Here is a 26,910-nt window from a genome sequence, read left to right as displayed (position 1 = left end):
AACACTGTACGTACGTCGGTGTGGTGTCTCCGTACGCCATGCGCACGGCGCGACGCATCCGCGCGCACGCCCTCGGGTGCCTCCACACGCCCCGTACGCCCCGCACGCCTCACGCACTCCTGCTCGCGGGGCTCACGGCCGTACGGGCTTACGGGCTCACAGCCCCCGTACCGCCACCAGCAGGGCCGTCGCCGCCACCAGGGCGACCACCAGGGCCAGCAGCATCGCCGGCGTCACTCCCGTCGGCTGGGGCAGACGCTCGCGGTTCGCGCGGCAGACGGGGCAGCGGCCCTCCGCGACGGGCGCCGCGCAGTTGGCGCACACCAGTCGGTCATAGGTCATGCGCTCTCCTCCTCCCGCACCGGGCTCCTTCTCGAAGAACGTCCGGGGCGGCCCCGGCGTTCCTCTACCACTGTGCCAGCTCCGGCGCGTTTCGGCGCGCCCCGGGCCGGGTCGCCCGGAAGGACGAAAAGGATAAAGGACACAAGCGCGGTCCGCGACTGCGCGGGCCATGTCCGTTCGCGTATGGTCACGCACACCTACTCCCGGCCGACCGTGGTGCATCCGTGATCCGATTCGACAACGTCTCCAAGTCCTATCCGAAGCAGAACCGCCCCGCGCTCCGGGACGTTTCCCTGGAGATCGAGAAGGGGGAGTTCATCTTCCTCGTCGGTTCCTCCGGCTCCGGAAAGTCGACCTTCCTGCGGCTGATCCTGCGCGAGGAGCGCGCCAGCCACGGGCAGGTGCACGTCCTGGGCAAGGACCTCGCCCGCCTTTCCAACTGGAAGGTGCCGCATATGCGCCGCCAGTTGGGCACGGTGTTCCAGGACTTCCGTCTGCTGCCCAACAAGACCGTGGCCGAGAACGTCGCCTTCGCCCAGGAGGTCATCGGCAAGCCGCGCGGCGAGATCCGCAAGGCCGTCCCCCAGGTGCTCGACCTGGTCGGCCTCGGCGGCAAGGAGGACCGCATGCCGGGCGAGCTGTCCGGTGGTGAGCAGCAGCGTGTCGCCATCGCCCGGGCCTTCGTGAACCGCCCCATGCTGCTGATCGCGGACGAGCCCACCGGCAACCTCGACCCGCAGACCTCCGTCGGCATCATGAAGCTGCTCGACCGCATCAACAGGACAGGGACCACCGTCGTCATGGCGACCCACGACCAGAACATCGTCGACCAGATGCGCAAGCGCGTCATCGAGCTGGAGAAGGGCCGACTCGTCCGCGACCAGGCCCGCGGCGTTTACGGCTACCAGCACTGACGGGCGGGAGAACAGTCATATGCGCGCTCAGTTCGTGCTCTCGGAGATCGGTGTCGGTCTTCGCCGCAATCTCACGATGACCTTCGCGGTCATCGTCTCCGTCGCCCTCTCGCTGGCCCTCTTCGGCGGCGCCCTGCTCATGCGCGAGCAGGTCAGCACGATGAAGGACTACTGGTACGACAAGGTCAACGTCTCCATCTTCCTCTGCAACAAGAGCGACGCCGCCTCCAGCGCCAAGTGCGCCAAGGGAGCGGTCACCGCGCAGCAGAAGAAGGAGATCGAGTCCGACCTCAGGAACATGAAGGACCTCGTCGAGACGGTCCATCACGAGACCGCCGACGAGGCGTACAAGCACTACAAGCAGCAGTACAGCGACACGGCGATCGCGTCCGTCGTCACCCCGGACCAGATGCAGGAATCCTTCCGGGTGAAGCTGAAGGACCCGGAGAAATACAAGGTCGTGGCCACGGCCTTCGCGGGCCGTGACGGTGTCGAGTCGATCCAGGACCAGCGGTCCATCCTGGAGACCCTCTTCAACATGATGCGCAGCGTCAACTATGCCGCCGTCGCCCTCATGTTCCTGATGCTCGTCATCGCGCTGATGCTGATCATCAACACGGTCCGGGTGTCCGCGTTCAGCCGCCGCCGCGAGACCGGCATCATGCGGCTCGTCGGCGCGACCAACTTCTACATCCAGATCCCGTTCATCGCGGAGGCCGCGTTCTCCGGCCTCATCGGCGGCCTCTTCGCGTGCGTGCTGCTGCTCGGCGGGCACTACTTCCTCGTCGATCACGGACTCGAACTGGCCCAGCAGATGCCGCTGGTGAACTTCGTCGGCTGGGACGTCGTCCTCGCCCAGCTTCCGCTGGTCCTCGTCATCGGACTGCTGATGCCGTCCATTGCGGCGTTCGTCGCGCTGCGCAAGTACCTGAAGGTGTGACCGTCCGGCCTCGTACCGCCCCGGCCCCGGGTGACCTCGGGGCGGGGGTCGGTACGGGGTCGGGACGGGGGGCGGGGCGGGGCGGTTGGGACGCCAGGGGCACCGGATCACGGAGGGCGCCGTACGGCCAAGGGCCTTACGGCGCCCTCCGCTTGTCATCCGGTTGTCCTAGAGTGGCCGCATGCGTGCCGGTGCCGGCCCCGAGTTCTGTCGACGGCCCCGCGGAGTTCTCCGTGGGGCCGTCTTGACGTTGGTGTTCACCGGAGTGATCGGTACGGCCGCGGCCACCGGCGCCCTGCCGCGCCGCCCGGCCGCCCCGGAGCCACCCGCCGCGGCCGGGTCCCCGGACCTGTCCCCGCCGTCCGGTACGGCCCTGAGCGCCGCCCTCGGCCCCGGCGGCCCCGGGGGTTACGGCGGCTCCGCCGTGGTGCCCGTCGACCGTGACGCGCTGGCCCGCGCCGCCGCCGACGCCGTCGCTGACGGGAAGTCGGGCAAGCAGGCGGCCGAGGAGTTCGTCTCGCGCAGCGGCGACCGCTGGGGCGCGGTCTACGACGCACGCGAATACGCCGAGTTCGAGCAGAGCCTGGACGGTTCGTACACCGGCGTCGGACTCTCCGCCCGACGCGCGGGCGCGGGCCGCGTCGAGATCAGCCGGGTCCTGCCCGGCGGCCCCGCCGCCCGCGCGGGACTGCGGGCCGGCGACCGGATCACCGCCGTCGACGGGAGCCCGGTCGGCGACCGGTCCGTCTCCGAGGTCGTCGCGCTGCTGCGCGGCGACGAAGTCCCCGGCTCTGTGGCTCCCAGTTCTGTGGCTCCCGGTTCCCCGGCCGCCGGTTCTGCGGCCTCCGGCTCCCCGGCCGCCGACTCTCCAGCCGCCCACTCCACGGCACCTGGCACCACGGTCACCCTCGGCGTCGAACGCGGCCGGGCGGCGTGGTCCCAGCCGCTGCGCCGGGCCCGGCTCGTCACCGACCCGGTCACGGTCCGCCGCCTTGACGACGGCGCGGTCCTCGTCCGCGTCACCGCCTTCACCAAGGGAACGGGCGAGCGGATACGCACGGCCGTGCGCACCGCACCGGCCGGCACCGGGATCCTGCTCGATCTGCGCGGCAATTCCGGCGGACTGCTCGCCGAGGCCCGTACCGCGGCCTCCGCCTTCCTCGACGGCGGGCTGATCGCCACGTACGACATGGACGGCAGCCAGCACGCCGTGTACGCGGAGGGCGGCGGCGACACCGCGCGGCCCCTGGTGGCGCTCGTCGACGGCGGCACCATGAGCGCCGCCGAACTGCTGACCGGCGCCCTGAAGGACCGGGGCCGGGCCGTCACGGTCGGCTCGCGCACGTTCGGCAAGGGATCCGTACAGATGCCCGAGGCCCTGCCCGGCGGCTCGGTCGCCGAACTGACCGTCGGCCACTACCGCACCCCCGCCGGGAACGCGGTGGACGGCCACGGCATCACCCCGGACGTCCTCGTGCGGCAGGCGCCGGGGGCCAGGGCGGAGCAGCGGGCCGAGGAACGGGCCCGCACAGTATTGAGTGGCCTCGGAGGGGGCTCGTAGTGCGAAAATGACCGCACTATGGCTAAGGGACTCGTCAACGTGCAGGGCAAGCCTGCGAAGAAGAAGACCCAGGACAAGGGGCCGGAGCGCAAGCTCATCGCGCAGAACAAGAAGGCGCGACACGACTACCACATCCTGGACACCTACGAGGCCGGTGTGGTCCTCATGGGAACCGAGGTGAAGTCGCTGCGGATGGGGCGGGCGTCGCTCGTGGACGGATTCGTCCAGATCGACGGCCACGAGGCGTGGCTGCACAACATCCACGTCCCGGAGTACGTCCAGGGCAGCTGGACCAACCACTCGGCGAAGCGGAAGCGCAAGCTGCTGATGCACCGCGCCGAGATCGACAAGCTGGAGCAGAAGGCGTCCGAGACGGGTCACACGATCGTGCCCCTGGCGCTGTACTTCCTGGGCAGCCGGGTGAAGTGCGAGATCGCGCTCGCCAGGGGCAAGAAGGAGTACGACAAGCGGCAGACGCTGCGCGAGCAGCAGGACACCCGTGAGGCGAGCCGCGCGATCTCCGCCGCCCGGCGCCGGCAGCGGGCCGCCAAGCTGGGGTGACGCCCCGGGAATACGCTGGCGACCGTCGGCGTTGGTCACGTACGATGGGCCGTGCACCCCACCGAGGGCGCACGATTTGAAAAATCAACATGGGGATGATCGGTTTCGACAGCGGATGTCGAAGCAGGGGAAGCGTGTCGAGGAAGCGGCAATGATCTCGTAAACCACGCGCCGAAACCTATAATCGCCAACACCAAGCGCGATTCCTTCGCCCTCGCTGCCTAAGTAGCGACTTGCGAAGTGTCAGCCCGGGGCTGTTTCCGACCCGGATCCTGGCATCATCTAGGAAACTAAACCTTGATCCCGGTCACGGGGTGAAGAGGGAAATCAAACAGTGACTGAGCCCGTTCCGGACTTGTCTGGGTGATCCGGAGGGCTGAGAAAATCGCACCAGACTGCACACGGAGAAGCCCTGGTTCCGCACCGTTGGACGCGGGTTCGATTCCCGCCATCTCCACTCATCCCATGTGGGCGAAGGCCCGGTGGTCCGCAAGGACCGCCGGGCCTTCGTCATGTCCGGACCCCTCTGGGATCGCCTGTCCGCTGGGTCGCCGTGTTCCCGTCCCGGGTGTTCTACGGCCGCACCTCGTCCGGGTGGCCGAGGCAGCCTTTTGCGGCCTCGGTTCTTTCGGTGTTCCGCCTGATGCGATGGCCCGGCCACCCGGTCAATCCCGGCGCAACCCGTCGAGAATCGTCGCGTTCTCCTCATGACTGGTGCCGGTGATGCCGGCGGCATGGGCCTGGACGGCGGCCGAGAAGGCGGCGTCGACCCGGGCGGGTTCGGCGGCCGTTCCAGCGAGGAGCGGAAGAAGTTCGGCGGGCACGATGGCGGCGACGGGTCGGCCGTAGCGGGTGAGGGCGGTGATCTGCCCGGTGTGCTCGGCGAAGGTGACCAGCTGGGGGAGCCGGGCGCCGGCTTCGGACAGCGGAACGGACGGCAGGGCATCAGAGGGAGGGGCGGCATCGTCGGGGATGCGATTCGGCTCTTCGTTCACAGCCCTCTTCCTATCGTGTTCGGGCCCCGGGAACCCGCCCCCGCTCAGGCGCGGCGGCGGGTCGTCACGCGGGCGGTCAGGGCCATGGCCGCCGCCGTCGTGGGGACGAGGAAGCCGTACGTGACGGACGGGGCGTGGTCGACGAGCCAGCCGCCGGTGGCCGAGCCCGCCGCGATGCCGCCGAGCAGGGCGGTCACGGCGAGGGTCATGCCCTCGTTGAGGCGGCCGTCCGGGGTCAGCCGCTGCACCTCGCCCATGCCCGTGACCATCGTCGGCGCGGTCGCCATGCCCGCGACCAGCAGCGCGCCCGCGAGGACCAGCAGGGAACCGGTGAGCGCGGCGGCCAGCAGGGGCAGGGTCATCAGGACGGTCATCGCGGCGAGGCAGGCCGCGAGCGGCGCGGCGCGCCGGACCCGGCCGTAGACGAGCCCCGCGATACAGGAGCCCGCCGCCTGGAGCGCCAGCACGGGCCCGGCCCCCGGCCCGTCGACGAACGCGAGGGTGGAGACCTCCATCGAGCCGAAGACGGCGCCCGTGGCCAGGAACATCACCAGCAGCGCCGGCATGCCGGGCGCGCGCAGCGGCGAGGGGCCGCCGATGGCGGAGGGCGGGGCGACCGGCGGTTCCGTGGCGCGCTGCGCGGTGAACAGCACGGTGCCGGTGAGCAGCAGCGCCGAGCCGATGAGCGCGGCGGCGGACGGGAACAGCGCCGAGCACAGCAGCGCCGCGAGCACCGGGCCGAGCATGAAGCACAGTTCGTCGGCGGCCTGCTCGAAAGCGTTGGCCGTGTGCAGGGAGTCCGGGTCGTCCTTCAGCAGATACGCCCAGCGGGCCCGCGCCATGCCGCCGAGGTTGGGGGCGGTCGAGGAGAGCACGGTGGTGACGATCAGGGCCCAGGCCGGCGTCCGGACGTGCACGCACGCCACCAGGGCGAGCTGTCCGACGACAGCCCAGGCGGCGGCGGGCAGCGCGACCCTGGCCTGGCCGTACCGGTCGACCATCCGGGCGACCCACGGCGCCGTGAGCCCGCCCGCGACCAGGCCGGCGGCGCTGACCGAGCCGGCCAGGGCGTACGAGTCGTAGGTGCGGGCGATCAGCAGGACGATACCGACCCCGAACATGCCCACCGGCAGCCGGGCGACCAGATTGCCGAGCACGAACGCGCGGGTGCCGGGCAGGGTGAAGAGGCGGAGGTAGGGATTGGTGGGGGCGGGGCGGGCCGGGCGGGCCGTGGGGCTTGGGTGTTCCGGACGGGCCGGGCGGTCCGGGTGTTCCGTGCGGGCCGTGCGGTTCGGGCGCTCCCGGTAGCGGGGGGCGAGGCCGGGGCCGGCGGGTGTCAGGGTCACCTCGGGGGAGGTGGTGGACGTGGGGGTCGCGGTCGGTGCGGGGGTCCCGGCAGGTGTGGGGATCGGATCGGGCATGGACCAAGGCTCGGTTGGCATGGCCCTGCCGGTCCAACACCAATTTGGTCGCGATTCACGCACTTTTGTTGTTGAATGCCGCGGTGCCTCCCGCGAACGATCTCGACCCCCGGCTCCTGCGCGCCTTCACCGCCGTCGCGGCGGAACTCCACTTCACCCGCGCCGCCGCCCGCCTCTACATCGCCCAGCAGGCGCTCAGCCGGGACATCCGGCGGCTCGAACGCGACCTGGGCACCGAACTGTTCGCGCGTTCCACCCGGCAGGTCCAGCTCACCCCGGAGGGCGTCCGGCTGCTCCCGTACGCGCACAAGGTCCTCGCCGCCCACGACGAACTCGCCGACGCCTTCCGCGGCTCCCCCCGCCCCCTCCTCGTCGACCTCAACACCGCCGGCCTCGCCCACGACCGCGTGCTGGCCCGCGCCCGCGAACTCGCCCCCGACCTGGAACTGATGCCCCGCTACGAGAGCGGACTGACCGGCGCCGTACGGGAGATCCTGTCCGGCCGGCTCGACGCCTCCTTCGGCCGGTACGGCGGGCTGCTGCCGGATCTGCGGGCCCGGGTGGAGGCGCAGTTCGTCCGGTACGTGCCGATGGGCGTCCTGCTGGGCGAGAGCGACCCGCTCGCCGGCCTCGCCGAGGTCCCGCTCGGCGCGCTCGCGGGCCGAGCCGTCTACGCGGGCGCCGGCAACGACCGTACGCCGGAGTGGACCGACCTGGCCGTACGGCTCTTCGAGGGGCGCGGCATCGAGGTCGCGCCGCCCGCGCCGATGATCATCGGCAAGGAGGAGTTCCGGCGGTTCATGGCCAAGGACCCCGTGCCCGTTCTCGCCGCCGTCGACTTCCCGCATATGCCGGGCAGCGTGCTGCGTCCGCTGGTCGACCCCGTACCGCTGTCACCCGTGAGCCTGGTGTGGCGCAAGGGCCTTCGCCACCCCGGCCTCGACGCGCTCCGCCGCGCCGCCGCCGAACTCGGCGCGAGGGAAGGCTGGCTGACCCGTCCGGAGGGGGCCTGGCTGCCGGAGGGGGAACCCGGACTGCCGTAGCCCGGCGGCCGGAGGGGGCTCGGACTGTCGAGGTCCGGCTGCCGGGAGAGCCGGGGCTGGTGGGGCGCGGTGGGGTCGGGGCGCCCGGTGCTGTGCCGCGCGGCCCGGTGGGGTGGAGTGGGGTGGGGTGCTTGAGTACCCGTACTCATGTGCCGTCGTCCCGGACCGGGGCAGCCTGAGGGGCATGGACACGGCGAGCGGAAGCGCGGCGGACGCGGCGGGTACGGCGGACGCGGCGGGGGAGAAGCGGGGGCGTGCCTGGTACCGGCGGGTGCGCCGGGCCGACGGCGCGGTGGCCGTGCTCGTCGGCGTGGGGAACCTCCTGCTGTGCTGGTGGCTTCTCCTCATGGGCATCGGCTCGGGCATCACCTTCGGAGCGCCCGACGCGGTCACCCAGGCGGAGACGGACGCCACGCACGCGTTGATGGCGCGGATGTACGTCGGCTGGCTGGTGGGCGGGCTGCTGGTGTTCGCCGTGTTCCGGATGGGTCGCAGCGTGGCCAGCCATCTGTTCTTCCTGGTCGTGCCACCGGCCGCGCTCTTCATTTATGTTGCGGCGAATCCATGACGGGCGGAGTCCCGCTCGCGCCTCCGCGCCGCTTTGGCATATGCCCGGTTGTCGGGGCCTGTCGTGTCCGTGGGGTCCGCCGGGCCGCCGGGTCCGTGGGCCTCGGCCGTGGTCCTGACCGGCTGCGATTTCCCGTCGCACCCCGCGTACGCGCGCGTCTACGGTACGCGGATGACCTCCATAACGATCAGACGCGCGGACCCCGCGGACCCTGCCGAGGCGGCGGGTCTCGCCGCCGCCCTGCTGCGCAACCGCGCCGCCATGCGCCCCTTCGAACCGAACCGCACCGAGTCGTACTACACGCCGGAAGCCCAGGCCGCCCGGCTGGGCGACGGCGGCCTGCGCTGGTTCGCCGTGGACGAGAGCCGGGACCGCGAGTGCCGGGACGGCCGGATCGTCGGCTCGGCGACGCTCTCCGGGATCGTCCTCGGCCCCTACCGCAACGCCACACTCGGCTACTGGACCGACGCCGAATACGGCGGCCGGGGCCTGGCCACCGCCCTGACCGAGGAGGTGTGCCGGGCCGCCCGCGACGAACTCGGCCTGCACCGCATCGAAGCCGGCACCCTGCTCGACAACCACGCCTCCCAGCGAGTCCTCGCCAAGTGCGGCTTCGAACGGATCGGCACCGCGCCCCGCTGCCTCCACATCGACGGCGCCTGGCGCGACCACCGTCTCTTCCAGCGGATCCTGCACGACGACCCGCCGCCCCCGTCCGTCTGACGGCGGGCGCGGGCGCGGGCGGATCGCGACGGCAGGCGCTACGTCAGGACCCGCAGCATCGGGGTGCGGGCGTGGGACTTCCGGGGGCCCGGCCGGAAGATCATGATGATCAGACGGGCCCCCGGTGCCGTGAGCGGCTGGGCCGCGCAGATCGAGACGTGCCCGGCGCCCAGCAGCGCATGACGGATCGGACGCTCGTCGCCGTCCGGATGGATATGCGCGCCGCCCGCCTCCCACAGCGGCCCGAGATCCGGATCGGCCCGGACCTCCCGTTCGATCTGCCGCAGCGTCTCGTCGTCACGGCGCGCGGCCAGAGCGGCGTGCAACTGCGGCAGGATCAACGGCGCCCAGCCCGCACGCCAGTCCACGAGCACCGCGTCACGGGCCGACTTGTCGAGCAGCATCCAGCGCATGGTGTTCGACGGGGCCACACCACCCGGATACATGTCGGCGAAGTGCCGGTTGTGCGCGAGCAGATTCCAGGACGCGTCGGTCACGTACGCCATGTGCCGGATCCCGTCCACGGCCTCCTGCCACACCCCCGGCACCTCCAGGCCCGAGGACGGATGCAGCGGCCCCGGAGGGTCGCCGATCCCCGCGTACCGGCACAGCGACACCCACTCCTGCTCGTTCAGCCCGAAGAGACGGGCGACCTGGCGCAGATAGTCGGCGGGCGGATTCGGATAACGGCCGGTCTCCAGCCGGTTGTACGTGTCGATGGCCCGGCACGTCAGCTCGTCGACCTGCTGCTGCGACAGCCCGCGGGCACGGCGGCCGCGGCCCGTCGGGCGGGACAGGCCATGGGCCTCGGGGGCGATCAGCTCACGGCGCTCCTTGAGCAGGGCGCGCAAGGCCGTCTTGTTCACCGCACCCTCCCCTGGGGGCCTGGTTTCTCCGTGTGTGAATTCGTAGGAAAAACGATTCGTAGATATTAAACCGTTCAACGTTCATGCTGTGGGTGCCCCGGCGTTGACCTGCGGGGACATCAAGACAACCGGACCGGCCACCCCCCGAGCCGCTCCGGTTCAGGTCGGCCCGGGCGACTCCCCCGTACGCCCGGGCCGACCCTTTTTGTCTTTTATGGCGCGATCGCGATTGCGATCGCACTTGCAGTCGGGTACGGCGGCTGGGGTGAGGCCTGCGTGTAGGTGCGGCGGCTGGGGCGTGGCCCGCACGCGGGTGAGACGGCAGGGAACTGGCCCGCACGGACGCGAGACGGCTACAGGCGAGCGCATGTTGCTTGCTTCACGTTGGCCTTTTTTGTGCCTCCTTCGCCTCCGGGGTGCTGGAGTCGGACTCACAGCACCGATCGTGCTCGGCCCACTCGTTCCTCGCGGGCCTGTGCGCGTTCGGCACTGTTCCCCCGACGCACCCCTTCGGCTCACTCGGCCGTACACAGCAACCCACACAAAGACGTGACGGCAGGGGCGTGGCCCGCACTCACAGGGGCAAGGCCGGCCCGCACGAGCGCAAGGCGGCAGGGTGAGCCCGCACTTGTCGGTGCCCCAGGGGCGGGGGTCCACCCCCTGGGCCACTCATGACTGTTCGTCCGCCCTTGTCGTTGCGAAGGCGTGCGGGGTGCCGTTTACGGGCGAGTGAGCCGAAGGGTGCCGCGGGTGTCGAAAGGGAGAGCGCGCACAGGCCCGCGAGGAACGAGTGGGCCGAGCACGGTCGACCGTCGACACACGCACCAGGCACCCGGAGGCGAAGGAGCCACAAAAAAGGCCAACGTTGCTCAATCACACATGCGCTCGCCCCTTGCCGCCTTGTGCTCGTGCGGGCCCGGCCCTTGCCGTTTCACTCCCGTGCGGGCCGCCCGCCTGCCGTCCCGTACTCGTGCGCGCCCGCCCCCCGCCACCTCGCCCCCATGCGGGCCCGCCCCCACCGCCTCGCCCCCCCCGGGCCCGCCCCCGCACGGGCACCAGGCACCCCACACCATTCGCCCAGAGGCGAACCGAGCCACAAAAAAGCACGCGGACTGACACGGGGCTCTGCGTGGCGTACGCTCGACGGCTGCCCAGTGCACGTCAGAAGGGGGCCCCGGTGGCCGCGCAGGAAGCCGTCGACACGGTCAGAGACCGTGAGATCGGTGTCGAACAGGAACATCTGGATCAGGTCTACCGCCGCCTGGAGGAGAAGATCCACGAGGCGGAGTTCCTGATGAACGACGCCGCCCAGCGGGGCCACGTCGGCACCCCCGGCGCGCTCGCCGAACGGGACGCCCAAGTGTTCCGGGCCGGCATCCATCTCAACCGGCTCAACAACGAGTTCGAGGACTTCCTCTTCGGCCGGATCGACCTCCTCTACGGCAAGGACGGCGAGAAGGGCCCCGACGGCGCGTACACCTCCGTCGAGCCCGCCGAGGACGCCATCCGGACCGACGACGGCGGCCGTACGTCCGCCGAGGTCGGCGAGACCTTGCACATCGGCCGGATCGGCGTTCTCGACGCCGACTACTCCCCGCTGGTCATCGACTGGCGCGCGCCGGCCGCCGCGCCGTTCTACCGGGCCACCCCGGTCGACCCCGGCCGGGTCGTCCGCCGCCGGGTCATCCGGTCCAAGGGCCGCAAGGTCCTCGGCGTCGAGGACGACCTGATGCGTCCCGAGCTGACGGCGACCCTCGACGGGCAGACCCTGCCCGTCATCGGCGACGGCGCGCTGATGGCCGCGCTCGGCCAGGCCCGCAGCCACACCATGCGGGACATCGTCTCCTCCATCCAGGCCGAGCAGGACCTGGTCATCCGGGCGCCCGCCGCCTCCGTGACGTACGTCGAGGGCGGGCCCGGCACCGGCAAGACCGCCGTCGCCCTGCACCGCGCCGCCTACCTGCTCTACCAGGACCGGCGCCGTTACTCCGGCGGCATCCTCATCGTCTCGCCGACCCCGCTGCTCGTCTCGTACACCGAGGGCGTGCTGCCCTCGCTCGGCGAGGAGGGCCAGGTCGCCATCCGGGCGCTCGGCTCGCTCGTCGACGGGGCCGAGGCGGACGCGTACGACGAACCGTCCGTCGCCCGCGTCAAGGGCTCCTCGCGGATGCTCGCCGTGCTGCGCAAGGCCGCCCGCGGCGCCCTGGAGACGCCCGCGCCCAAGGCCGTCGTACAGCCGGAACTCGGGGACCCCGAGGAGGGCGGGCCCGAGGCCGCCCCGGCCGGCACCCCGACCCGGCTGCGGGTCGTCGCCTTCAACCGCCGTCTGGAGCTGGAGGCCGACGACCTCAAGCGGATCCGGCACAACGTGCTCGGCGGCACCGCGCCCGTCAACCTGCTGCGCCCGCGCGCCCGCCGGCTGCTGCTCGACGCGCTGTACGCCAAGTCCGGTGCCGCCGGCCGGCACAGCGACCCGCAGCTCGCCGCCGAACTGCGTTCCTCCTTCGACGAGGACGTGTCGACCGAGGACGCCTTCCTCACCTTCCTCGACGCCTGGTGGCCCGAGCTCACCCCGCGCGGGGTCCTCGACGCCATGGCCGACGAGAAGCGGCTCGGCCGCTGGGCCCGCCGGATCCTCAACCCCGGCGAGACGCGCCGGCTCGCCCGCTCGCTGCGCCGCCCCGGTCTGTCCGTGCACGACGTGGCCCTTCTCGACGAGCTGGCCACGCTGCTCGGCACGCCGGCCCGGCCGCGCAAGAAGCGCGAGTACGACCCGCTGGACCAGCTCACCGGCCTGGAGGAGCTGATGCCGGTACGCGAGGAGACCCAGCGCGAGCGCGCCGAGCGGCTCGCCGCCGAGCGCGTCGAGTACGCCCACGTCATCGTCGACGAGGCCCAGGACCTCACGCCCATGCAGTGGCGCATGGTCGGCCGCCGCGGCCGGCACGCCACCTGGACGGTCGTCGGCGACCCGGCCCAGTCCTCCTGGTCCGACCCCGACGAGGCCGCCGCCGCCCGCGACGAGGCCCTCGGCACCCGGCCGCGCCGCCGCTTCGAGCTGACCGTGAACTACCGCAACCCGGCCGAGATCGCCGAACTGGCCGCGAAGGTCCTCGCCCTCGCGATGCCCGGCAAGGAATCGCCGCGCGCGGTGCGTTCCACGGGTGTCGAGCCCCGCTTCGTGGCCCTGCCGGAGCAGGCCGCGATGGCGAGGACGGTGCGGGCGGAGGCGGAACGGCTGCTCGGCGAGGTGGACGGCACGGTCGGCGTGGTCGTCGCCATGGACCGCCGCAAGCAGGCGGCGGGCTGGCTCGACGGACTCGGCGACCGGGTCGTCGCGCTCGGCTCCCTGGAGGCCAAGGGCCTGGAGTACGACGCGACGGTGGTCGTCTCGCCCGCCGAGATCGCCGACGAGTCGCCGGCCGGACTGCGGGTGCTGTACGTGGCCCTGACCCGGTCCACGCAGGCGCTCACGGTGATCTCCGGCGAGCGCGACCTGCCGGACGAGGACGGCGTGCCGGACCTGCTCCGGGACTGAGGCGTACGGGGCGGGGCCGGGTCGGACCGGGGCGGGTGGCAGGGCCGGGGCGTACGGGCCGGGGCGTACGGGCGGGGGCCGGGTCGTACCCGGTCATGGCCGGTCGTACGGGCCCGGCCCCGCCCTCACCCCCGCCCTCCACAGCCCCGCGCGGCCCCGCCCCTGCGGCCGTCCGGGGCCGGTTCGAACGTCGACACGCACTTCGGGAATCACGTACCAGGGTGGTTTGTTAGCCTTGTCGGTGGCACCGGCTCGATCCAAGCCCCCGGGCCCAACCTTCGTCCCTTAGAGGGACCACTTGCCGCGAGGCGAGCATGGCGGGTCGGTGCCACTTGAACTCGATAGACAGTCGAGGCCCCGGTCACCTCCAGGTGACCGGGGCCTCTTCTGCTTCCTTCCGGTCTCTCGAATGATGGAAGAAGTTTTCCGGAAACGAAATGACCGCAGTTACCTGCTACTGGCGGGTAGGTGCGACGATCGAAGGATGCCGCCGGGCGACCAGCCTGGGCGGCGTAGCAGTGTTAACAGGGAAAGCAGAGGAACACGGTCATGGCAACGGCGCCCAGCGTCTCGTATTCGATGACGGTCCGCCTGGAGGTGCCCGCGAGCGGCACCGCGGTCTCTCAGCTCACCACGGCGGTCGAGACCCACGGCGGTTCCGTCACCGGCCTCGACGTGACCGCCTCCGGCCACGAGAAGCTGCGTATCGACGTCACCATCGCCGCGACCTCGACCGCCCACGCCGAGGAGATCGTCGAGCAGCTGCGCGGCATCGAGGGCGTCGTGCTGGGCAAGGTCTCCGACCGTACGTTCCTGATGCACCTCGGCGGCAAGATCGAGATGGCGTCCAAGCACCCCATCCGCAACCGTGACGACCTGTCCATGATCTACACCCCGGGCGTCGCCCGCGTGTGCATGGCCATCGCCCAGAACCCCGAGGACGCCCGCCGCCTCACCATCAAGCGCAACTCCGTCGCAGTCGTGACGGACGGTTCCGCCGTCCTCGGCCTCGGCAACATCGGCCCGAAGGCCGCGCTGCCCGTCATGGAGGGCAAGGCGGCCCTCTTCAAGCGCTTCGCCGGCATCGACGCCTGGCCGCTCTGCCTGGACACCCAGGACACCGACGAGATCGTCGCCATCGTCAAGGCGATCGCCCCCGGCTTCGCGGGCATCAACCTGGAGGACATCTCCGCGCCCCGTTGCTTCGAGATCGAGGCCCGGCTGCGCGAGGCCCTCGACATCCCCGTCTTCCACGACGACCAGCACGGCACCGCCATCGTCGTGCTCGCCGCGCTGACCAACGCCCTGCGCGTGGTGGGCAAGGACATCAGCGGCGTACGGGTCGTCATGTCCGGTGCCGGCGCCGCCGGTACGGCCATCCTCAAGCTGCTCATCGCGGCCGGCGTCAAGCAGGCCGTCGTCGCCGACATCCACGGTGTCGTGCACGCGGACCGCGCCGACCTCGTGGACGCCGCCCCGGACTCGCCGCTGCGCTGGATCGCCGACAACACCAACCCCGAGGGCGTCACCGGCACCCTCAAGGAGGCCGTCGCCGGCGCCGACGTCTTCATCGGCGTCTCCGCCCCGAACGTCCTCGACGGGGACGACATCGCCGCCATGGCGGACGACGCCATCGTGTTCGCGCTCGCGAATCCGGACCCGGAGGTCGACCCGGCCGAGGCCCGCCGTACGGCGGCCGTCGTGGCCACCGGCCGTTCGGACTTCCCCAACCAGATCAACAACGTGCTGGTCTTCCCCGGTGTCTTCCGCGGCCTCCTGGACGCCCAGTCCAAGACCGTGAACACCGAGATGATGCTGGCGGCCGCCACCGCGCTCGCCGACGTCGTCACCCGGGACGAGCTGAACCCGAACTACATCATCCCCTCGGTCTTCAACGACAAGGTCGCCGGCGCCGTCGCCGGTGCCGTCCGCGAGGCGGCGAAGGCGGCGGCCGCGGGCGCCTGACCGCGCCCGAGCGGCTCCTGACGGGGCGACAGGGGGCTTGGGCGGCTTCGGGCCGGGGGCGCCGAGCGGCTTCCCGCCCGGGAGCCGGGCGGCTCCGCGTACGTACGGCGCCCGGGCGGTACGCCCTCCGGTGGCCGCCCGCTGCCGGACCGCGCCGTGGCGCCCGGCCGGCCTCCCGGCCACGTACAGCCGGCCACGTACGCCCCGCCACGTACGCCCGGCCACGTCGCGCACGGCCGCGCTCCGGCCCCGACGGGCCCCGACGGCCCCCCGACCCCGTCCAGGGCCCTGGACGGGGTCGGCGGTGCCCCGCAACGGACCGTGACCGGACCCGAGGGGCCCATGGGGTGCGTGTCGCGGGTCGGCGCACCCCAAACCCGCCTTTAGGGTGGTAGTTCGGCTCCGTACCGGCGCGTCCGCCGGACGGGGGCGACGCGACGTCACCAGGGTGGGAACCGGCGCTTTTCGTGTGACCCCAGGGGGTGCCGGATTGGCGTTCCCGCCGCTGGTGGGGGCAGGATGCGGTCTGGGCGCGCGGGTCTGGGACCGGACCCGGGTCCAGGGAGTGTCCGAGGGCCCTGGCAGCATGCTTCGCAGTGCCCACTCATGCGGCCTCGCGCCGCATGGCCCGCCTCACAGGCAACCCGCCTCACAGGCAAGAAGAAACACGGGAGTAACGAAATGAACCGCAGTGAGCTGGTGGCCGCCCTGGCCGACCGTGCCGAGGTGACCCGCAAGGACGCCGACGCCGTTCTGGCCGCGCTCGCCGAGACCGTCGGCGAGATCGTCGCCAAGGGCGACGAGAAGGTCACCATCCCCGGCTTCCTGACCTTCGAGCGCACCCACCGTGCCGCTCGCACCGCCCGCAACCCGCAGACCGGCGACCCGATCAACATCCCGGCCGGCTACAGCGTGAAGGTCTCCGCGGGCTCGAAGCTCAAGGAAGCCGCCAAGGGCAAGTAAGGCCTGGAGGCAGCACGCCGAAGGCCGCGGAAGCGGCTCAGGCGGGCGAAGAGGGCGGCCACCCTGTCAGGGGGTGGCCGCCCTCTTTTTCGTGCCTCAGAAACAAGCGGAAGCCCCTTCTCCGGGCCCGTGAGGGCGGAGAAGGGGCTTCCGTGTCGATTCCAAGCCGGTTTTCAGCCGGTTCCGGGCCGGTTCAGGGCCCTCGCCGGTCCCCGTGCGGGGCCCCTCGCAAGGTCCCTCGCCGGGCCGGTTTCCGCCCGGTCGGACGGGGCCGTCCGGGCGAGCCGGTCAGACGAGCGCGCTGCCCGGCAGCTCGACCTTGGCGCCCAGTTCCACGAGCTTCTCCATGAAGTTCTCGTAGCCGCGGTTGATCAGGTCGATGCCGTGGACCCGGCTGGTGCCCTGCGCCGCCAGGGCGGCGATCAGGTACGAGAAGCCGCCGCGCAGGTCGGGGATGACCAGGTCGGCGCCCTGCAGCTTGGTCGGGCCGCTGACGACCGCCGAGTGCAGGAAGTTGCGCTGGCCGAAGCGGCAGGCGGAGCCGCCCAGGCACTCGCGGTACAGCTGGATGTGGGCGCCCATCTGGTTGAGCGCGGAGGTGAAGCCGAGCCGCGACTCGTACACCGTCTCGTGCACGATCGACAGACCGGACGCCTGCGTCAGCGCCACGACCAGCGGCTGCTGCCAGTCGGTCTGGAAGCCGGGGTGCACGTCCGTCTCCAGCGCGATCGCGTTCAGCGAACCGCCCGGGTGCCAGAAGCGGATGCCCTCGTCGTCGATCTCGAAGGCGCCGCCGACCTTCCGGTACGTGTTGAGGAAGGTCATCATCGAGCGCTGCTGCGCGCCGCGCACGTAGATGTCGCCCTCGGTCGCCAGCGCCGCCGACGCCCAGGACGCCGCCTCCAGGCGGTCGGAGAGGGCGTGGTGGTTGTAGCCGCCGAGCTGGTCGACACCGGTGATCCGGATGGTCCGGTCGGTGTCCATGGCGATGATCGCGCCCATCTTCTGCAGTACGCAGATGAGGTCCTCGATCTCCGGCTCCACGGCCGCGTTGGACAGCTCGGTGACGCCCTCGGCGAGGACGGCGGTGAGCAGGACCTGCTCGGTCGCGCCCACGGAGGGGTACGGGAGGGCGATCTTGGTGCCGCGCAGCCGCTGCGGGGCCTCCAGGTACTGCCCGTCGGCCCGCTTCTCGATCGTGGCGCCGAACTTGCGCAGCACGTCGAAGTGGAAGTCGATCGGCCGGCCGCCGATGTCGCAGCCGCCGAGGCCGGGTATGAAGGCGTGGCCGAGGCGGTGCAGCAGCGGGCCGCAGAAGAGGATGGGGATGCGGGACGATCCGGCGTGGGCGTCGATGTCGGCCACGTTGGCGGACTCGACGTGCGTCGGGTCCATGATCAGCTCACCCGGCTCCTCGCCGGGGCGGACCGTCACACCGTGCAGCTGGAGCAGTCCGCGGACCACGCGGACGTCACGGATGTCGGGCACGTTGCGCAGGCGGCTCGGCGCGCTGCCGAGCAGCGCGGCGACCATCGCCTTGGGCACGAGGTTCTTCGCGCCGCGGACGCGGATCTCGCCCTCCAGCGGGGTGCCGCCGTGGACAAGCAGGACATCGTCAGTGCCGGTCATGAATCTCGCGTTCCGGGTCGTAGGTCGGATGGGCCAGTCAAAAGAGTAAGGGGCGCGGGGACCCCACCCGGGTGGGTGAGGGGGGCTCGCGAATGTAATGAATTCGGCACAACACCCTCCGCTCTCGTGATCTTGCGGAGTGTCACCGTCCGCTTCTTCCGGTTCCTCCTCAGGAGGGACGTGACGGCGCACGGCTTGACCTGCGGTGGCGTACGTCTGCCCCGGACGGGGCCGGGCAACCCCGTCGATGTCCGCTGATGCCCGTCGATGCCCGCCTGTCCATGTCCGTCCGCGTCGGTCCATGTCCGTCCGCGTCGGTCCACGCCGATCCGCGTCGGTCCATGCCGATCCGCGTCCGTCCGCGTCGATCGGTCTCGATCAGGTCGGTCCCCGTCGACGTCCGTCGATCCTCCGTGATCCCGGGGGACCCCCGGCGCTCCGGCGATCCCGGCGATACCCGGACGCCGCCGGCGAAGATGCGGGATCATGGCTCGCATGACGGAGGTGTCCTCGCTCACAGGCCGGCTGCTCGTCGCCACCCCCGCGCTCGCGGACCCCAATTTCGACCGCACGGTGGTCCTGCTGCTCGATCACGACGACGAGGGTTCCCTCGGCGTGGTCCTCAACCGGCCCACCCCCGTGACCGTCGGCGACGTCCTCGCCTCCTGGGCCGCTCTCGCGGGCGAGCCCGGCGTCGTCTTCCAGGGCGGGCCCGTCTCGCTCGACGCCGCCCTCGGGATCGCCGTCATCCCCGGTGACGAGGGCCCGCTGGGCTGGCGCCGGGTGCACGGGGCGATCGGGCTGGTCGACCTGGAGGCCCCGCCCGAGCTCGTCGGCCCGGCCCTCGGCGCCCTGCGGATCTTCGCCGGGTACGCGGGGTGGGGGCCGGGGCAGCTGGAGACCGAGCTGCGCGACGGCGCCTGGTACGTCGTCGAGTCCGAGCCCGGCGACGTCTCCGCCCCGCGCCCCGAGACGCTGTGGAGGCAGGTGCTGCGCCGGCAGCGCGGGGAGCTGGCGATGGTGGCCACGTACCCGGACGACCCCTCCCTCAACTGAGCCGCTTCCGGGGTCGTACGGACCTCGGGGCGGGCGCGTGCGGCGGTCCGTGGCGTCCGTGGTGGCGTCCGTGGTGGTGCGCGGCGGCGGGCGTGACGAGGGTGTGGTCGGGGGGTGTCGTCGGGGGTGCGGACCGGCGCGCGAACGCGGGTGAGCGCGGGGTCGCGCGCGGCCGAAAGAGGGGCGTACGCGGGCGGGCCTGGGGGCGCTGCCCACCCAGTACCCTTGGGTGCCATGAGCACTCTCGAGCCCGAGCGCGGGGCAGGTACGGGGACCCTCGTCGAGCCGACGCCGCAGGTGTCCAACGGTGACGGCGACCACGAGCGCTACGCCCATTACGTCCAGAAGGACAAGATCATGGCGAGCGCCCTCGACGGCACTCCCGTGGTGGCGCTGTGCGGCAAGGTCTGGGTGCCGGGCCGCGACCCGAAGAAGTACCCGGTCTGCCCGATGTGCAAGGAGATCTACGAATCCATGGGCGCGGGCGGCGACAAGGACAAGGGCGGCAAGGACAAGAAGTAGTCCTCCGACGCCAGGCCGGAAGGCCGTACGGCCCCCGGCGGGCGCCCCTTATGGGGCGGACCCGCCGGGGGTCGTTTGTCATATGCCGACCAGTAGGGGGCGCGGGAGTACTTGTGGCGGTTCCGGCCCGCGCCTACGCTCACGCGTGTTGTGTCATGTGGAACGACCGTTGCGCATGCTGCAACAGTAGTGACCTCGATAGCCGGGCTCGGCGGCACGGTGAAGGGCGGATCTGGTGGACCCGATGGACCGAATGGACCCGGTGGGCTCGGTGGACCCGGTGGGTTCGGCCGACCTGGTGGGCGACCGCCCCGCGTACCCCGGCCTCGACCTGATCCCGGCGCCCCGGGAGGCGACGCTCCGGGGCGACGCTCCGGGGCACGTCACCCTCGACGAGCGCACCACCCTCGACGCGGGCCCCGGCACCCACCGCGCCGCCCGCTGGCTGCGGTCCGCGCTCGGCGCCGCGACCGGTCTGCCGCTGCCCGACGGCACGGGGCCGTACGCCATCAGGCTGCGGATCAGCGCGGACGTGGAACGGGAGCACGGACCGGAGGGCTACGTCCTGTCCGTCCTGCCCACGGACGGTTCCCTCGCCGGTCTTGCCGGTGCCGGTGCCGGTGCCGGTGCCGAGGCCGCCGGAGCGCCCGACACCGACTCCGCCGCCGCCGTCGTCATCGAGGGCGGCGGCCCCGCCGGGGTGTTCTGGGCCGCCCAGACGCTCCGTCAGCTGCTCGGTCCCGAGGCGTACCGCGCGGCACCCGTGGCGCCCGCCGGGCACACCTGGGACCTCCCGTGCCTCACCGTCACCGACAGCCCCCGTTTCCGCTGGCGCGGTCTCATGCTCGACGTCGCCCGCCATTTCATGCCGAAGACCGACGTACTGCGTCAGGTCGACCTGATGGCCGCGCACAAACTGAACGTCCTCCACCTCCACCTCACCGACGACCAGGGCTGGCGGGTGGAGATCCGGCGCCACCCCCGGCTCACCGAGGTCGGCTCCTGGCGGCCCCGCAGCAAGTGGGGCCACCGGCTCTCGTCGCAGTGGAACGAGACCCCGCACGGCGGGTACTACACCCACGACGACCTCCGCGAGATCGTCGCCTACGCCGCCGACCGGCACATCACGGTCGTCCCCGAGATCGACGTCCCCGGCCACTCGCAGGCCGCCATCGCCGCGTACCCCGAACTCGGCAACACCGACGTCGTCGACACCACCGCCCTCGGCGTCTGGGACACCTGGGGCGTCAACCCGAACGTGCTCGCCCCCACCGAGGCCGTGCTCCGGTTCTACGAGGACGTCTTCGAGGAGATCCTGGAGCTCTTCCCCTCGCCCTTCGTCCACATCGGCGGCGACGAGTGCCCCAAGGACCAGTGGAAGGCGTCGGCGACGGCCCAGGCCAGGATCGCGGAGCTGGGCGTGGGCGACGAGGACGGGCTCCAGGCGTGGTTCGTCCGCCACTTCGACCGCTGGCTCGCCGCGCGCGGCCGCCGGCTCGTCGGCTGGGACGAGATCCTGGAGGGCGGACCGGCGGCCGGCGGGGCGGTCCTCGTGGATACGGCGGGCGGGACGACCGGGCTCGGTCTCACCCCCGGCGCGACCGTCTCCTCCTGGCGCGGCTACGCGGGCGGGATCGCCGCCGCCGAGGCGGGCCACGACGTCGTCATGTGCCCCGAGCAGCAGGTGTACCTGGACTACCGTCAAGGCCCGGGCGAGGACGAGCCGATGCCCATCGGCTACGTGCGCACCCTGGCCGACGTCTACCGGTTCGACCCGGTCCCGCCGGGCCTCTCCGAGGCCGCCGCCGCCCATGTCCTCGGCACCCAGGCCAATGTGTGGACCGAGGTGATGGAGAACCGGGCCCGCGTCGACTACCAGACCCAGCCCCGGCTCGCCGCCTTCGCCGAGGTCGCCTGGTCCCGGCTGCCCGCCCCCGACGCCCGCGACCTGGCCGGATTCGAACGCCGGATGACCGCCCACTACCGGCGCCTCGACGCGCTCGGCGTGGAGTACCGCCCGCCCGGCGGGCCCCGCCCCTGGCAGCGTCGCCCGGGCGTGCCGGGTCGCCCTCTGGAGGGAACGCCCCCGAACGTGTGAGACCCGCCCGCCCGGCGACCCACCGCGCCCCGCCGTGCCCCGCCCCGCGCCGCCGTGCCACGGTGAAACGGGGCTTGGGGCCGCCGCACGCGGAACCTCCGCTTCACGGACCCTCGCGACGTACGGTTCGGAAGATGTGCCAGAGTTGCAACGTCCAGGCTGGGAGGACGTACCGTACGCCCACACAGGCGTGAGCGCCGGGACGGTCGGGGAACTCCGGGACACCGGGAAGGGGCAGCGGGTTGACCACGCACGCACCACAGACGGCACCACACACGGCGCGGTCCGTGACGTTGCCCGTGTCGCTCGACGAGGCCGTGGGGGCGCTCACCGCCATGCCGGCCGCCGTGCCCGTGGCCGGCGGCACCGACCTCATGGCCGCCGTCAATCACGGCCGGCTGCGCCCCGCGGGGCTCGTCGGCCTGGGCCGGATCAACGAGATCCGCGGCTGGCAGTACCAGGACGGCCACGCCCTGCTCGGCGCCGGCCTCACCCACGCCCGCATGGGACGCCCCGACTTCGCGGCGCTGATCCCGGCGCTGGCCGCCGCCGCGCGCGCCGCCGGCCCGCCGCAGATCCGCAACGCGGGCACCCTCGGCGGCAACATCGTCTCCGCCGCGCCCACCGGCGACTCGCTGCCCGTGCTCGCCGCCCTGGAGGCCGAGCTGGTCGTCGTCGGCCCGCTCGGCACCCGTGAGATGCCGGTCAGTCATCTGCTGGCCGGCCGGGACCTGCTGGCCCCCGGTGAGCTGGTCGCGTTCGTCCGGGTCCCGCTGCTGCACGCCCCGCAGGTCTTCCTCAAGGCCACCGGCCGCACCGGTCCGGCCCGCGCCACCGCCTCCGTCGCCGTCGTGCTCGACCCGGCGCGCCGCGGGGTGCGCTGCGCGGTCGGCGCGATCGCGCCGATGCCGCTGCGGCCGCTGGAGGCCGAGCAGTGGATCGCCTCGCTGGTGGACTGGGACGGCGAGCGGGGTCTCGCGCCGGAGGCGCTGACGGCGTTCGGCGAGTACGTGGGCGCCGCCTGCGTGCCGGACCCGCAAGGCGACGAGAAGGTGCCGCCGACCGTACTGCACCTGCGGCGCACGGTCGCCGCGCTGGCCCGACGGGCACTGGGGAGGGCGCTGTCGTGAGCGACGCACACAAGGACGACAACCGTACGAGCGGATGGGAACCGGTCCCGCAGAGCGAGGGGTACGACGGCGACGCCACGGCGTTCGTCCAGCTGCCGCCCGAGTTCATGCTGGAGGGCACGCCCCTGGAGGCGCCCGGCCACGGGTACGTGCCGCCGATGATCACCCCGCTCACCCCTCTCGCCCCCCACACGCCGACGACGCCGCTGACCCCGTTCACGACGGGGGACCCGGCGGCGGATCCGGCGACGGGGCCTGTGGCGGCCGGCAGCTGGGAGGTCCAGCCGCCGGTGGTGGCGGAGCAGACGCCGTACGAGTTCCACGAGTCCTGGGCGCAGCAGCAGCACCAGCAGCAGCACCCGCCGGCGGCCGGGCCGGGGCCGGTCACGTACGCGGGGGCGTCGGACACACTGCCGGGGGGCGCTCTCGCGCCCTGGGCGGAGCACGTACAGGAGTACGCGCAGGAACAGCACGTTCAGGAACAGCACGTTCAGGAACACGTCGGGGAGTACGCGCCGGAGTACGTGCCCGAGTACGCCCCCGAGTTCGCGCCCGAGCCGGTGCACGCCCCCGGTCCGGGGCCGGAGCCGGAGCTGATGCCGGAGCCCGAGCCCGAGCCGGGACCGATGTCCGAGCAGGTGCCGGTCCCGGAGCCCGTGGCGCCCGTGGCGGAATTCGTCCCGGAGCCGGCGGCGGAGCCCGTACCTGAGCACGAGCCCGAGGCCGAGGCCGAGGCCGTCGCGGCCCCGGCGCCCGGCGTGGCGTTCGTACCGGAGCAGGCCCGGCCGCCCGTAACGGACACGCCCGCCGCGCCCGTGGAACCCGCCGTACCCGCGCAACCCCTCGTACTCGCGGAACCGGCCGCCGTGGTCGAGCCCGCCTTGGCCGAGCCCGTCATGGACGAGTTCGCCGTGGACGAACTCGCCGTGCCCGCCGCCCCCCCGATGGGCAACGACGAACACCCGCACACCTCCTACGTGCTGCGCGTCAACGGCGCCGACCGCCCCGTCACCGACGCCTGGATCGGCGAGTCGCTGCTCTACGTGCTGCGCGAGCGGCTCGGCCTCGCCGGTGCCAAGGACGGCTGCTCGCAGGGCGAGTGCGGCGCCTGCAACGTGCAGGTCGACGGCCGGCTCGTCGCGTCCTGCCTGGTCCCGGCGGCGACGGCGGCCGGCAGCGAGGTGCGGACCGTCGAGGGCCTGGCCGCGGGCGGCGAGCCGTCCGACGTCCAGCGGGCCCTCGCCTCGTGCGGTGTGCAGTGCGGTTTCTGCATCCCCGGCATGGCGATGACCGTCCACGACCTGCTCGAAGGCAATCACGCCCCGACCGAGCTGGAGACCCGGCAGGCGCTGAGCGGCAACCTGTGCCGCTGCTCCGGCTACCGGGGCGTCCTCGAAGCCGTCCGCGAGGTCGTCGAGGCCCGCGCGGCCGACCCCGACCCGCAGGCCGGCGCCGGCGGCGCCACCGGTGACGAGGCCGCCCGGATCCCGCACCAGATCCCGCACCCGTACGACGGAGGCACGGCGTGAGCAGCGACCCGACGACCACGGACCCCGAGGGGGCGCGCGTCCACGGGATCGGCGTCTCGCTCCCGCAGGCCGACGCGCGGGCCAAGACCGAGGGCACCTTCCCGTACGCCTCCGACCTGTGGGCCGAGGGCCTGCTGTGGGCGGCGATCCTGCGCTCCCCGCACCCGCACGCGCGGATCGTGTCGATCGACACCTCGGCGGCGGCCGAGATGCCGGGCGTACGGGCCGTGATCACCCACGCCGACGTGCCCGGCGCCACCACCTACGGCCGCCGGGTCGCCGACCGTCCCGTCTTCGCCTCCGACCTGGTCCGCCACCACGGCGAGGCGATCGCCGCCGTCGCCGCCGACCACCCCGACACGGCCCGGCTCGCGGCGGCGGCCATCGCGGTCCAGTACGAGGTGCTCGAACCGGTCACCGACCCGGAGGCCGCGTTCGCCGCGCAGCCGCTGCACCCCGACGGCAATCTGATCCGGCACATCCCGCTCCGCTTCGGCGACCAGGAGGCCGTCGGCGAGATCGTCGTCGAGGGGCTGTACCGGATCGGCCGTCAGGACACCGGCACGGTCGGCGCGGAGGCCGCGCTCGCCGTCCCGCGCCCCGGCGGCGGCGTCGAGATCTACACCTCCTCGACCGACCCGCACACCGACCGTGATCTCGCCGCCGCCTGCTTCGGGCTGCCGCCCGAGCAGGTCAAGGTGGTCGTGACCGGTGTCCCCGGCGCCACCGGCGACCGCGACGACCCCGGCTTCCAGCTTCCGCTCGGGCTGCTCGCGCTGCGCACCGGCTGCCCGGTCAAGCTCACCGCCACCCGCGAGGAGTCCTTCCTCGGCCACGCCCACCGCCACCCCACCCTGCTGCGCTACCGCCACCACGCCGACGCCGAGGGGCGCCTTGTGAAGGTGGAGGCGCAGATCCTGCTCGACGCCGGCGCCTACGCCGACTCCTCGTCGGAGTCGCTGGCCGCCGCCGTCTCCTTCGCCTGCGGTCCGTACGTCGTCCCGCACGCCTTCGTCGAGGGCTGGGCGGTCCGCACCAACAACCCGCCGTCCGGCCATGTGCGGGGCGAGGGCGCGATGCAGGTGTGCGCCGCGTACGAGGCGCAGATGGACAAGCTGGCCGGCAAGCTCGGCCTCGACCCGGTCGAACTGCGCATGCGCAACGTCCTGGCCACCGGCGACATCCTGCCCATCGGCCAGACCGTCACCTGCCCGGCCCCGGTCGCCGAACTCCTCGCCGCCGTACGGGACTTCCCGCTGCCCGAACTCCCCATGGACGCCCCAGAGGAGGACTGGCTGCTGCCCGGCGGCCCGGACGGCGCGGGGGATCCCGGCGCGGTGCGGCGGGGTGTCGGCTACGCCCTCGGCATGGTGCACATGCTCGGCGCCGAGGGCACCGACGAGGTCTCCACGGCCACCGTCCGGGTCCACGACGGCATCGCCACCGTCATCTGCGCCGCCGTCGACGCGGGCTCCGGCTTCGCGACCCTGGCCCGCCAGATCGTCCAGGAGACGCTGGGGGTCGAGGAGGTCCACGTGGCCGCGGTCGACACCGATCAGCCCCCGGCCGGACCGGCCACGCACGGTCGGCACACCTGGGTCTCGGGCGGCGCGGTCGAACGCGCGGCGAAGATGGTCCGTACGCAACTGCTCCAGCCGCTGGCCCACACGTTCGGCATGTCCACCGAACTCCTCCAGATCAACGACGGCCGCATCACCTCGTACGACGGGGTGCTGTCCACCACCGTCGCCGAGACGCTGGAGGGCAAGGAACTCTGGGCCACCGCCCAGTGCCGCCCGCACCCCACCGAGCCGCTGGACGACTCGGGCCAGGGCGACGCCTTCGTCGGTCTCGCGTTCTGCGCCATCCGCGCCGTCGTGGACGTGGACGTGGAACTGGGCACCGTACGGGTCGTGGAGATGGCCGTCGCCCAGGACGTGGGCCGGGTCCTCAACCCGGCCCAGCTGGCCACCCGGATCGAGGCGGGCGTCACGCAGGGCGTCGGCGCGGCCCTCACCGAGAACCTCCGCACCTCCCGGGGCATCGTCCGGCACCCCGACCTGACGGGCTACGCCCTGCCGACCGCCCTGGACGCCCCCGAGATCCGTATCGTCAAGCTGGTCGAGGAACGCGACGTCGTCGCCCCCTTCGGCGCCAAGCCCGCGAGCGCGGTCCCGGTCGTCACCTCGCCGGCCGCGGTCGCCTCGGCGGTCCGCGCGGCCACGGGCCGCCCGGTCAACCGCCTCCCGATCCGCCCGCAGGCGGCGGTGGTCACCTCTTGACGCCCTGAAGTCCTGAATTACGCGCTCCGCCCTGGGCCTGCCGAAGGCCCGGGGCGGAGCGTTTTCCGTCGTGTTCCGTGCTCTGGCTTGTTTCAGTTGCAAAAGTCGAGAGCGTGATTCGGTCAGGCTTTGAGGGAAGCCGACGTTTCGCGTGCGGCGGACGACCGGCCGGGCTCCCTGCTCGCAGCGGGGAACGGCCGTGCGAAATCAGAAGCCTCCGCGCTCGCGAGGGCCCTGGATTCGGCCAGGCCGCCCATGAGCCGC

General features: G+C 72.5%; 21 protein-coding genes and 1 other RNA gene. 17 read left to right on the top strand and 5 right to left on the bottom strand.

Features of this window, described 5'->3' with window-relative positions; translation table 11 throughout:
• Positions 1-156: 156 nt before the first annotated feature.
• Positions 157-342, bottom strand: a complete 186-nt coding sequence (locus ABZ990_RS21780; protein WP_361233902.1) for a hypothetical protein — start codon at positions 340-342, stop codon at positions 157-159.
• A gap of 224 nt (positions 343-566) precedes the next feature.
• Between ABZ990_RS21780 and ftsE the strand changes: the two genes are divergently transcribed.
• The 5 genes from ftsE to ssrA all read left to right on the top strand — a co-directional run bounded on the left by ftsE (position 567) and on the right by ssrA (position 4,778).
• On the top strand, positions 567-1,256 hold the full coding sequence (gene ftsE / locus ABZ990_RS21775; protein ID WP_361233899.1) for a cell division ATP-binding protein FtsE: 690 nt from the start codon (positions 567-569) through the stop codon (positions 1,254-1,256).
• Between the two features lie 19 nt (positions 1,257-1,275).
• Complete coding sequence (ftsX, locus tag ABZ990_RS21770; protein ID WP_361233896.1) at positions 1,276-2,196, top strand: permease-like cell division protein FtsX; 921 nt, start codon at positions 1,276-1,278, stop codon at positions 2,194-2,196.
• Positions 2,197-2,377: 181 nt separating this feature from the next.
• Entirely contained in the window at positions 2,378-3,757 is a 1,380-nt protein-coding gene (locus ABZ990_RS21765) for a S41 family peptidase (protein ID WP_361233894.1), read from the top strand.
• Positions 3,758-3,775: 18 nt separating this feature from the next.
• Positions 3,776-4,318 (top strand): SsrA-binding protein SmpB, encoded by a 543-nt coding sequence (gene smpB / locus ABZ990_RS21760; RefSeq protein WP_361233891.1) that lies wholly within the window; start codon positions 3,776-3,778, stop codon positions 4,316-4,318.
• Between the two features lie 91 nt (positions 4,319-4,409).
• Positions 4,410-4,778, top strand: a transfer-messenger RNA (tmRNA) gene (ssrA, locus tag ABZ990_RS21755).
• A gap of 205 nt (positions 4,779-4,983) precedes the next feature.
• Here ssrA and ABZ990_RS21750 read toward each other — a convergent pair.
• Positions 4,984-5,313, bottom strand: coding sequence for a type II toxin-antitoxin system prevent-host-death family antitoxin (locus ABZ990_RS21750; RefSeq protein WP_361233888.1), 330 nt, complete (start codon positions 5,311-5,313; stop codon positions 4,984-4,986).
• 44 nt (positions 5,314-5,357) lie between these two features.
• Positions 5,358-6,734 carry an MFS transporter gene (locus ABZ990_RS21745; protein ID WP_361233885.1) on the bottom strand — a complete coding sequence of 459 codons (1,377 nt, stop codon included), beginning with the start codon at positions 6,732-6,734 and terminating at the stop codon, positions 5,358-5,360.
• 83 nt (positions 6,735-6,817) lie between these two features.
• Here ABZ990_RS21745 and ABZ990_RS21740 point away from each other — a divergent pair, with 83 nt between their 5' ends.
• The 3 genes from ABZ990_RS21740 to ABZ990_RS21730 all read left to right on the top strand — a co-directional run bounded on the left by ABZ990_RS21740 (position 6,818) and on the right by ABZ990_RS21730 (position 9,068).
• Entirely contained in the window at positions 6,818-7,777 is a 960-nt protein-coding gene (locus ABZ990_RS21740; RefSeq protein ID WP_361233882.1) for a LysR family transcriptional regulator, read from the top strand.
• Positions 7,778-7,961: 184 nt separating this feature from the next.
• Positions 7,962-8,345, top strand: a complete 384-nt coding sequence (locus ABZ990_RS21735; RefSeq protein ID WP_361233879.1) for a hypothetical protein — start codon at positions 7,962-7,964, stop codon at positions 8,343-8,345.
• A 171-nt stretch (positions 8,346-8,516) separates the two neighbouring features.
• Positions 8,517-9,068 (top strand): GNAT family protein, encoded by a 552-nt coding sequence (locus tag ABZ990_RS21730; protein ID WP_361233877.1) that lies wholly within the window; start codon positions 8,517-8,519, stop codon positions 9,066-9,068.
• A gap of 38 nt (positions 9,069-9,106) precedes the next feature.
• Here the strand turns inward: ABZ990_RS21730 and ABZ990_RS21725 are convergent, their stop codons facing one another.
• The gene (locus tag ABZ990_RS21725) at positions 9,107-9,934 is read right to left on the bottom strand and encodes a helix-turn-helix domain-containing protein (protein WP_361233874.1); all 828 of its coding nucleotides are present in this window, start codon (positions 9,932-9,934) and stop codon (positions 9,107-9,109) included.
• Positions 9,935-11,111: 1,177 nt separating this feature from the next.
• On the opposite strand from ABZ990_RS21725, the gene ABZ990_RS21720 reads away from it, so the two are divergent.
• The 3 genes from ABZ990_RS21720 (at position 11,112) to ABZ990_RS21710 (ending at position 16,400) form a co-directional block, all read left to right on the top strand.
• Entirely contained in the window at positions 11,112-13,472 is a 2,361-nt protein-coding gene (locus tag ABZ990_RS21720; RefSeq protein ID WP_361233871.1) for a UvrD-helicase domain-containing protein, read from the top strand.
• A gap of 549 nt (positions 13,473-14,021) precedes the next feature.
• Positions 14,022-15,437 (top strand): NAD-dependent malic enzyme, encoded by a 1,416-nt coding sequence (locus ABZ990_RS21715; RefSeq protein WP_361233868.1) that lies wholly within the window; start codon positions 14,022-14,024, stop codon positions 15,435-15,437.
• A 681-nt stretch (positions 15,438-16,118) separates the two neighbouring features.
• Positions 16,119-16,400, top strand: coding sequence for an HU family DNA-binding protein (locus tag ABZ990_RS21710; protein ID WP_003968811.1), 282 nt, complete (start codon positions 16,119-16,121; stop codon positions 16,398-16,400).
• A gap of 288 nt (positions 16,401-16,688) precedes the next feature.
• Here ABZ990_RS21710 and murA read toward each other — a convergent pair whose 3' ends face one another.
• Positions 16,689-18,029: a UDP-N-acetylglucosamine 1-carboxyvinyltransferase gene (gene murA / locus ABZ990_RS21705; protein WP_361233864.1), complete on the bottom strand. Its 1,341-nt coding sequence runs from the start codon at positions 18,027-18,029 to the stop codon at positions 16,689-16,691.
• A gap of 495 nt (positions 18,030-18,524) precedes the next feature.
• Between murA and ABZ990_RS21700 the strand changes: the two genes are divergently transcribed.
• From ABZ990_RS21700 to ABZ990_RS21675, 6 genes are all read left to right on the top strand, one after another.
• Positions 18,525-19,085, top strand: a complete 561-nt coding sequence (locus tag ABZ990_RS21700) for a YqgE/AlgH family protein (RefSeq protein WP_361233985.1) — start codon at positions 18,525-18,527, stop codon at positions 19,083-19,085.
• 234 nt (positions 19,086-19,319) lie between these two features.
• A complete protein-coding gene (locus ABZ990_RS21695; protein WP_361233861.1) occupies positions 19,320-19,607 on the top strand; it encodes a DUF3039 domain-containing protein in 288 nt (95 codons plus the stop codon).
• Between the two features lie 253 nt (positions 19,608-19,860).
• Complete coding sequence (locus tag ABZ990_RS21690) at positions 19,861-21,705, top strand: beta-N-acetylhexosaminidase (RefSeq protein WP_361233982.1); 1,845 nt, start codon at positions 19,861-19,863, stop codon at positions 21,703-21,705.
• Positions 21,706-21,947: 242 nt separating this feature from the next.
• Positions 21,948-22,835: an FAD binding domain-containing protein gene (locus tag ABZ990_RS21685; RefSeq protein ID WP_361233858.1), complete on the top strand. Its 888-nt coding sequence runs from the start codon at positions 21,948-21,950 to the stop codon at positions 22,833-22,835.
• Positions 22,832-24,364: a 2Fe-2S iron-sulfur cluster-binding protein gene (locus ABZ990_RS21680; RefSeq protein WP_361233855.1), complete on the top strand. Its 1,533-nt coding sequence runs from the start codon at positions 22,832-22,834 to the stop codon at positions 24,362-24,364. The genes ABZ990_RS21685 and ABZ990_RS21680 overlap by 4 nt, the downstream gene beginning before the upstream one ends.
• Positions 24,361-26,646: a molybdopterin cofactor-binding domain-containing protein gene (locus ABZ990_RS21675; RefSeq protein WP_361233852.1), complete on the top strand. Its 2,286-nt coding sequence runs from the start codon at positions 24,361-24,363 to the stop codon at positions 26,644-26,646. The genes ABZ990_RS21680 and ABZ990_RS21675 overlap by 4 nt, the downstream gene beginning before the upstream one ends.
• The last annotated feature ends 264 nt before the right edge of the window (positions 26,647-26,910 follow it).

The sequence above is a fragment of the Streptomyces sp. NPDC046203 genome (assembly GCF_040646255.1).
Lineage (GTDB): Bacteria > Actinomycetota > Actinomycetes > Streptomycetales > Streptomycetaceae > Streptomyces.
This window is presented reverse-complemented; position numbering and strand designations above follow the sequence as displayed.

Excerpts from the sequence above, each read along its gene's own strand:
- ABZ990_RS21780 (WP_361233902.1), bottom strand. The coding sequence starts at position 342 with ATGACCTATGACCGACTGGTGTGCGCCAACTGCGCGGCGCCCGTCGCG.
- ftsX (WP_361233896.1), top strand. The coding sequence starts at position 1,276 with ATGCGCGCTCAGTTCGTGCTCTCGGAGATCGGTGTCGGTCTTCGCCGC.
- ABZ990_RS21765 (WP_361233894.1), top strand. The coding sequence starts at position 2,378 with ATGCGTGCCGGTGCCGGCCCCGAGTTCTGTCGACGGCCCCGCGGAGTT.
- smpB (WP_361233891.1), top strand. The coding sequence starts at position 3,776 with ATGGCTAAGGGACTCGTCAACGTGCAGGGCAAGCCTGCGAAGAAGAAG.
- ABZ990_RS21745 (WP_361233885.1), bottom strand. The coding sequence starts at position 6,734 with ATGCCCGATCCGATCCCCACACCTGCCGGGACCCCCGCACCGACCGCG.
- ABZ990_RS21735 (WP_361233879.1), top strand. The coding sequence starts at position 7,962 with ATGGACACGGCGAGCGGAAGCGCGGCGGACGCGGCGGGTACGGCGGAC.
- ABZ990_RS21730 (WP_361233877.1), top strand. The coding sequence starts at position 8,517 with ATGACCTCCATAACGATCAGACGCGCGGACCCCGCGGACCCTGCCGAG.
- ABZ990_RS21715 (WP_361233868.1), top strand. The coding sequence starts at position 14,022 with ATGGCAACGGCGCCCAGCGTCTCGTATTCGATGACGGTCCGCCTGGAG.
- ABZ990_RS21710 (WP_003968811.1), top strand. The coding sequence starts at position 16,119 with ATGAACCGCAGTGAGCTGGTGGCCGCCCTGGCCGACCGTGCCGAGGTG.
- murA (WP_361233864.1), bottom strand. The coding sequence starts at position 18,029 with ATGACCGGCACTGACGATGTCCTGCTTGTCCACGGCGGCACCCCGCTG.
- ABZ990_RS21700 (WP_361233985.1), top strand. The coding sequence starts at position 18,525 with ATGACGGAGGTGTCCTCGCTCACAGGCCGGCTGCTCGTCGCCACCCCC.
- ABZ990_RS21695 (WP_361233861.1), top strand. The coding sequence starts at position 19,320 with ATGAGCACTCTCGAGCCCGAGCGCGGGGCAGGTACGGGGACCCTCGTC.
- ABZ990_RS21690 (WP_361233982.1), top strand. The coding sequence starts at position 19,861 with ATGGACCCGGTGGGCTCGGTGGACCCGGTGGGTTCGGCCGACCTGGTG.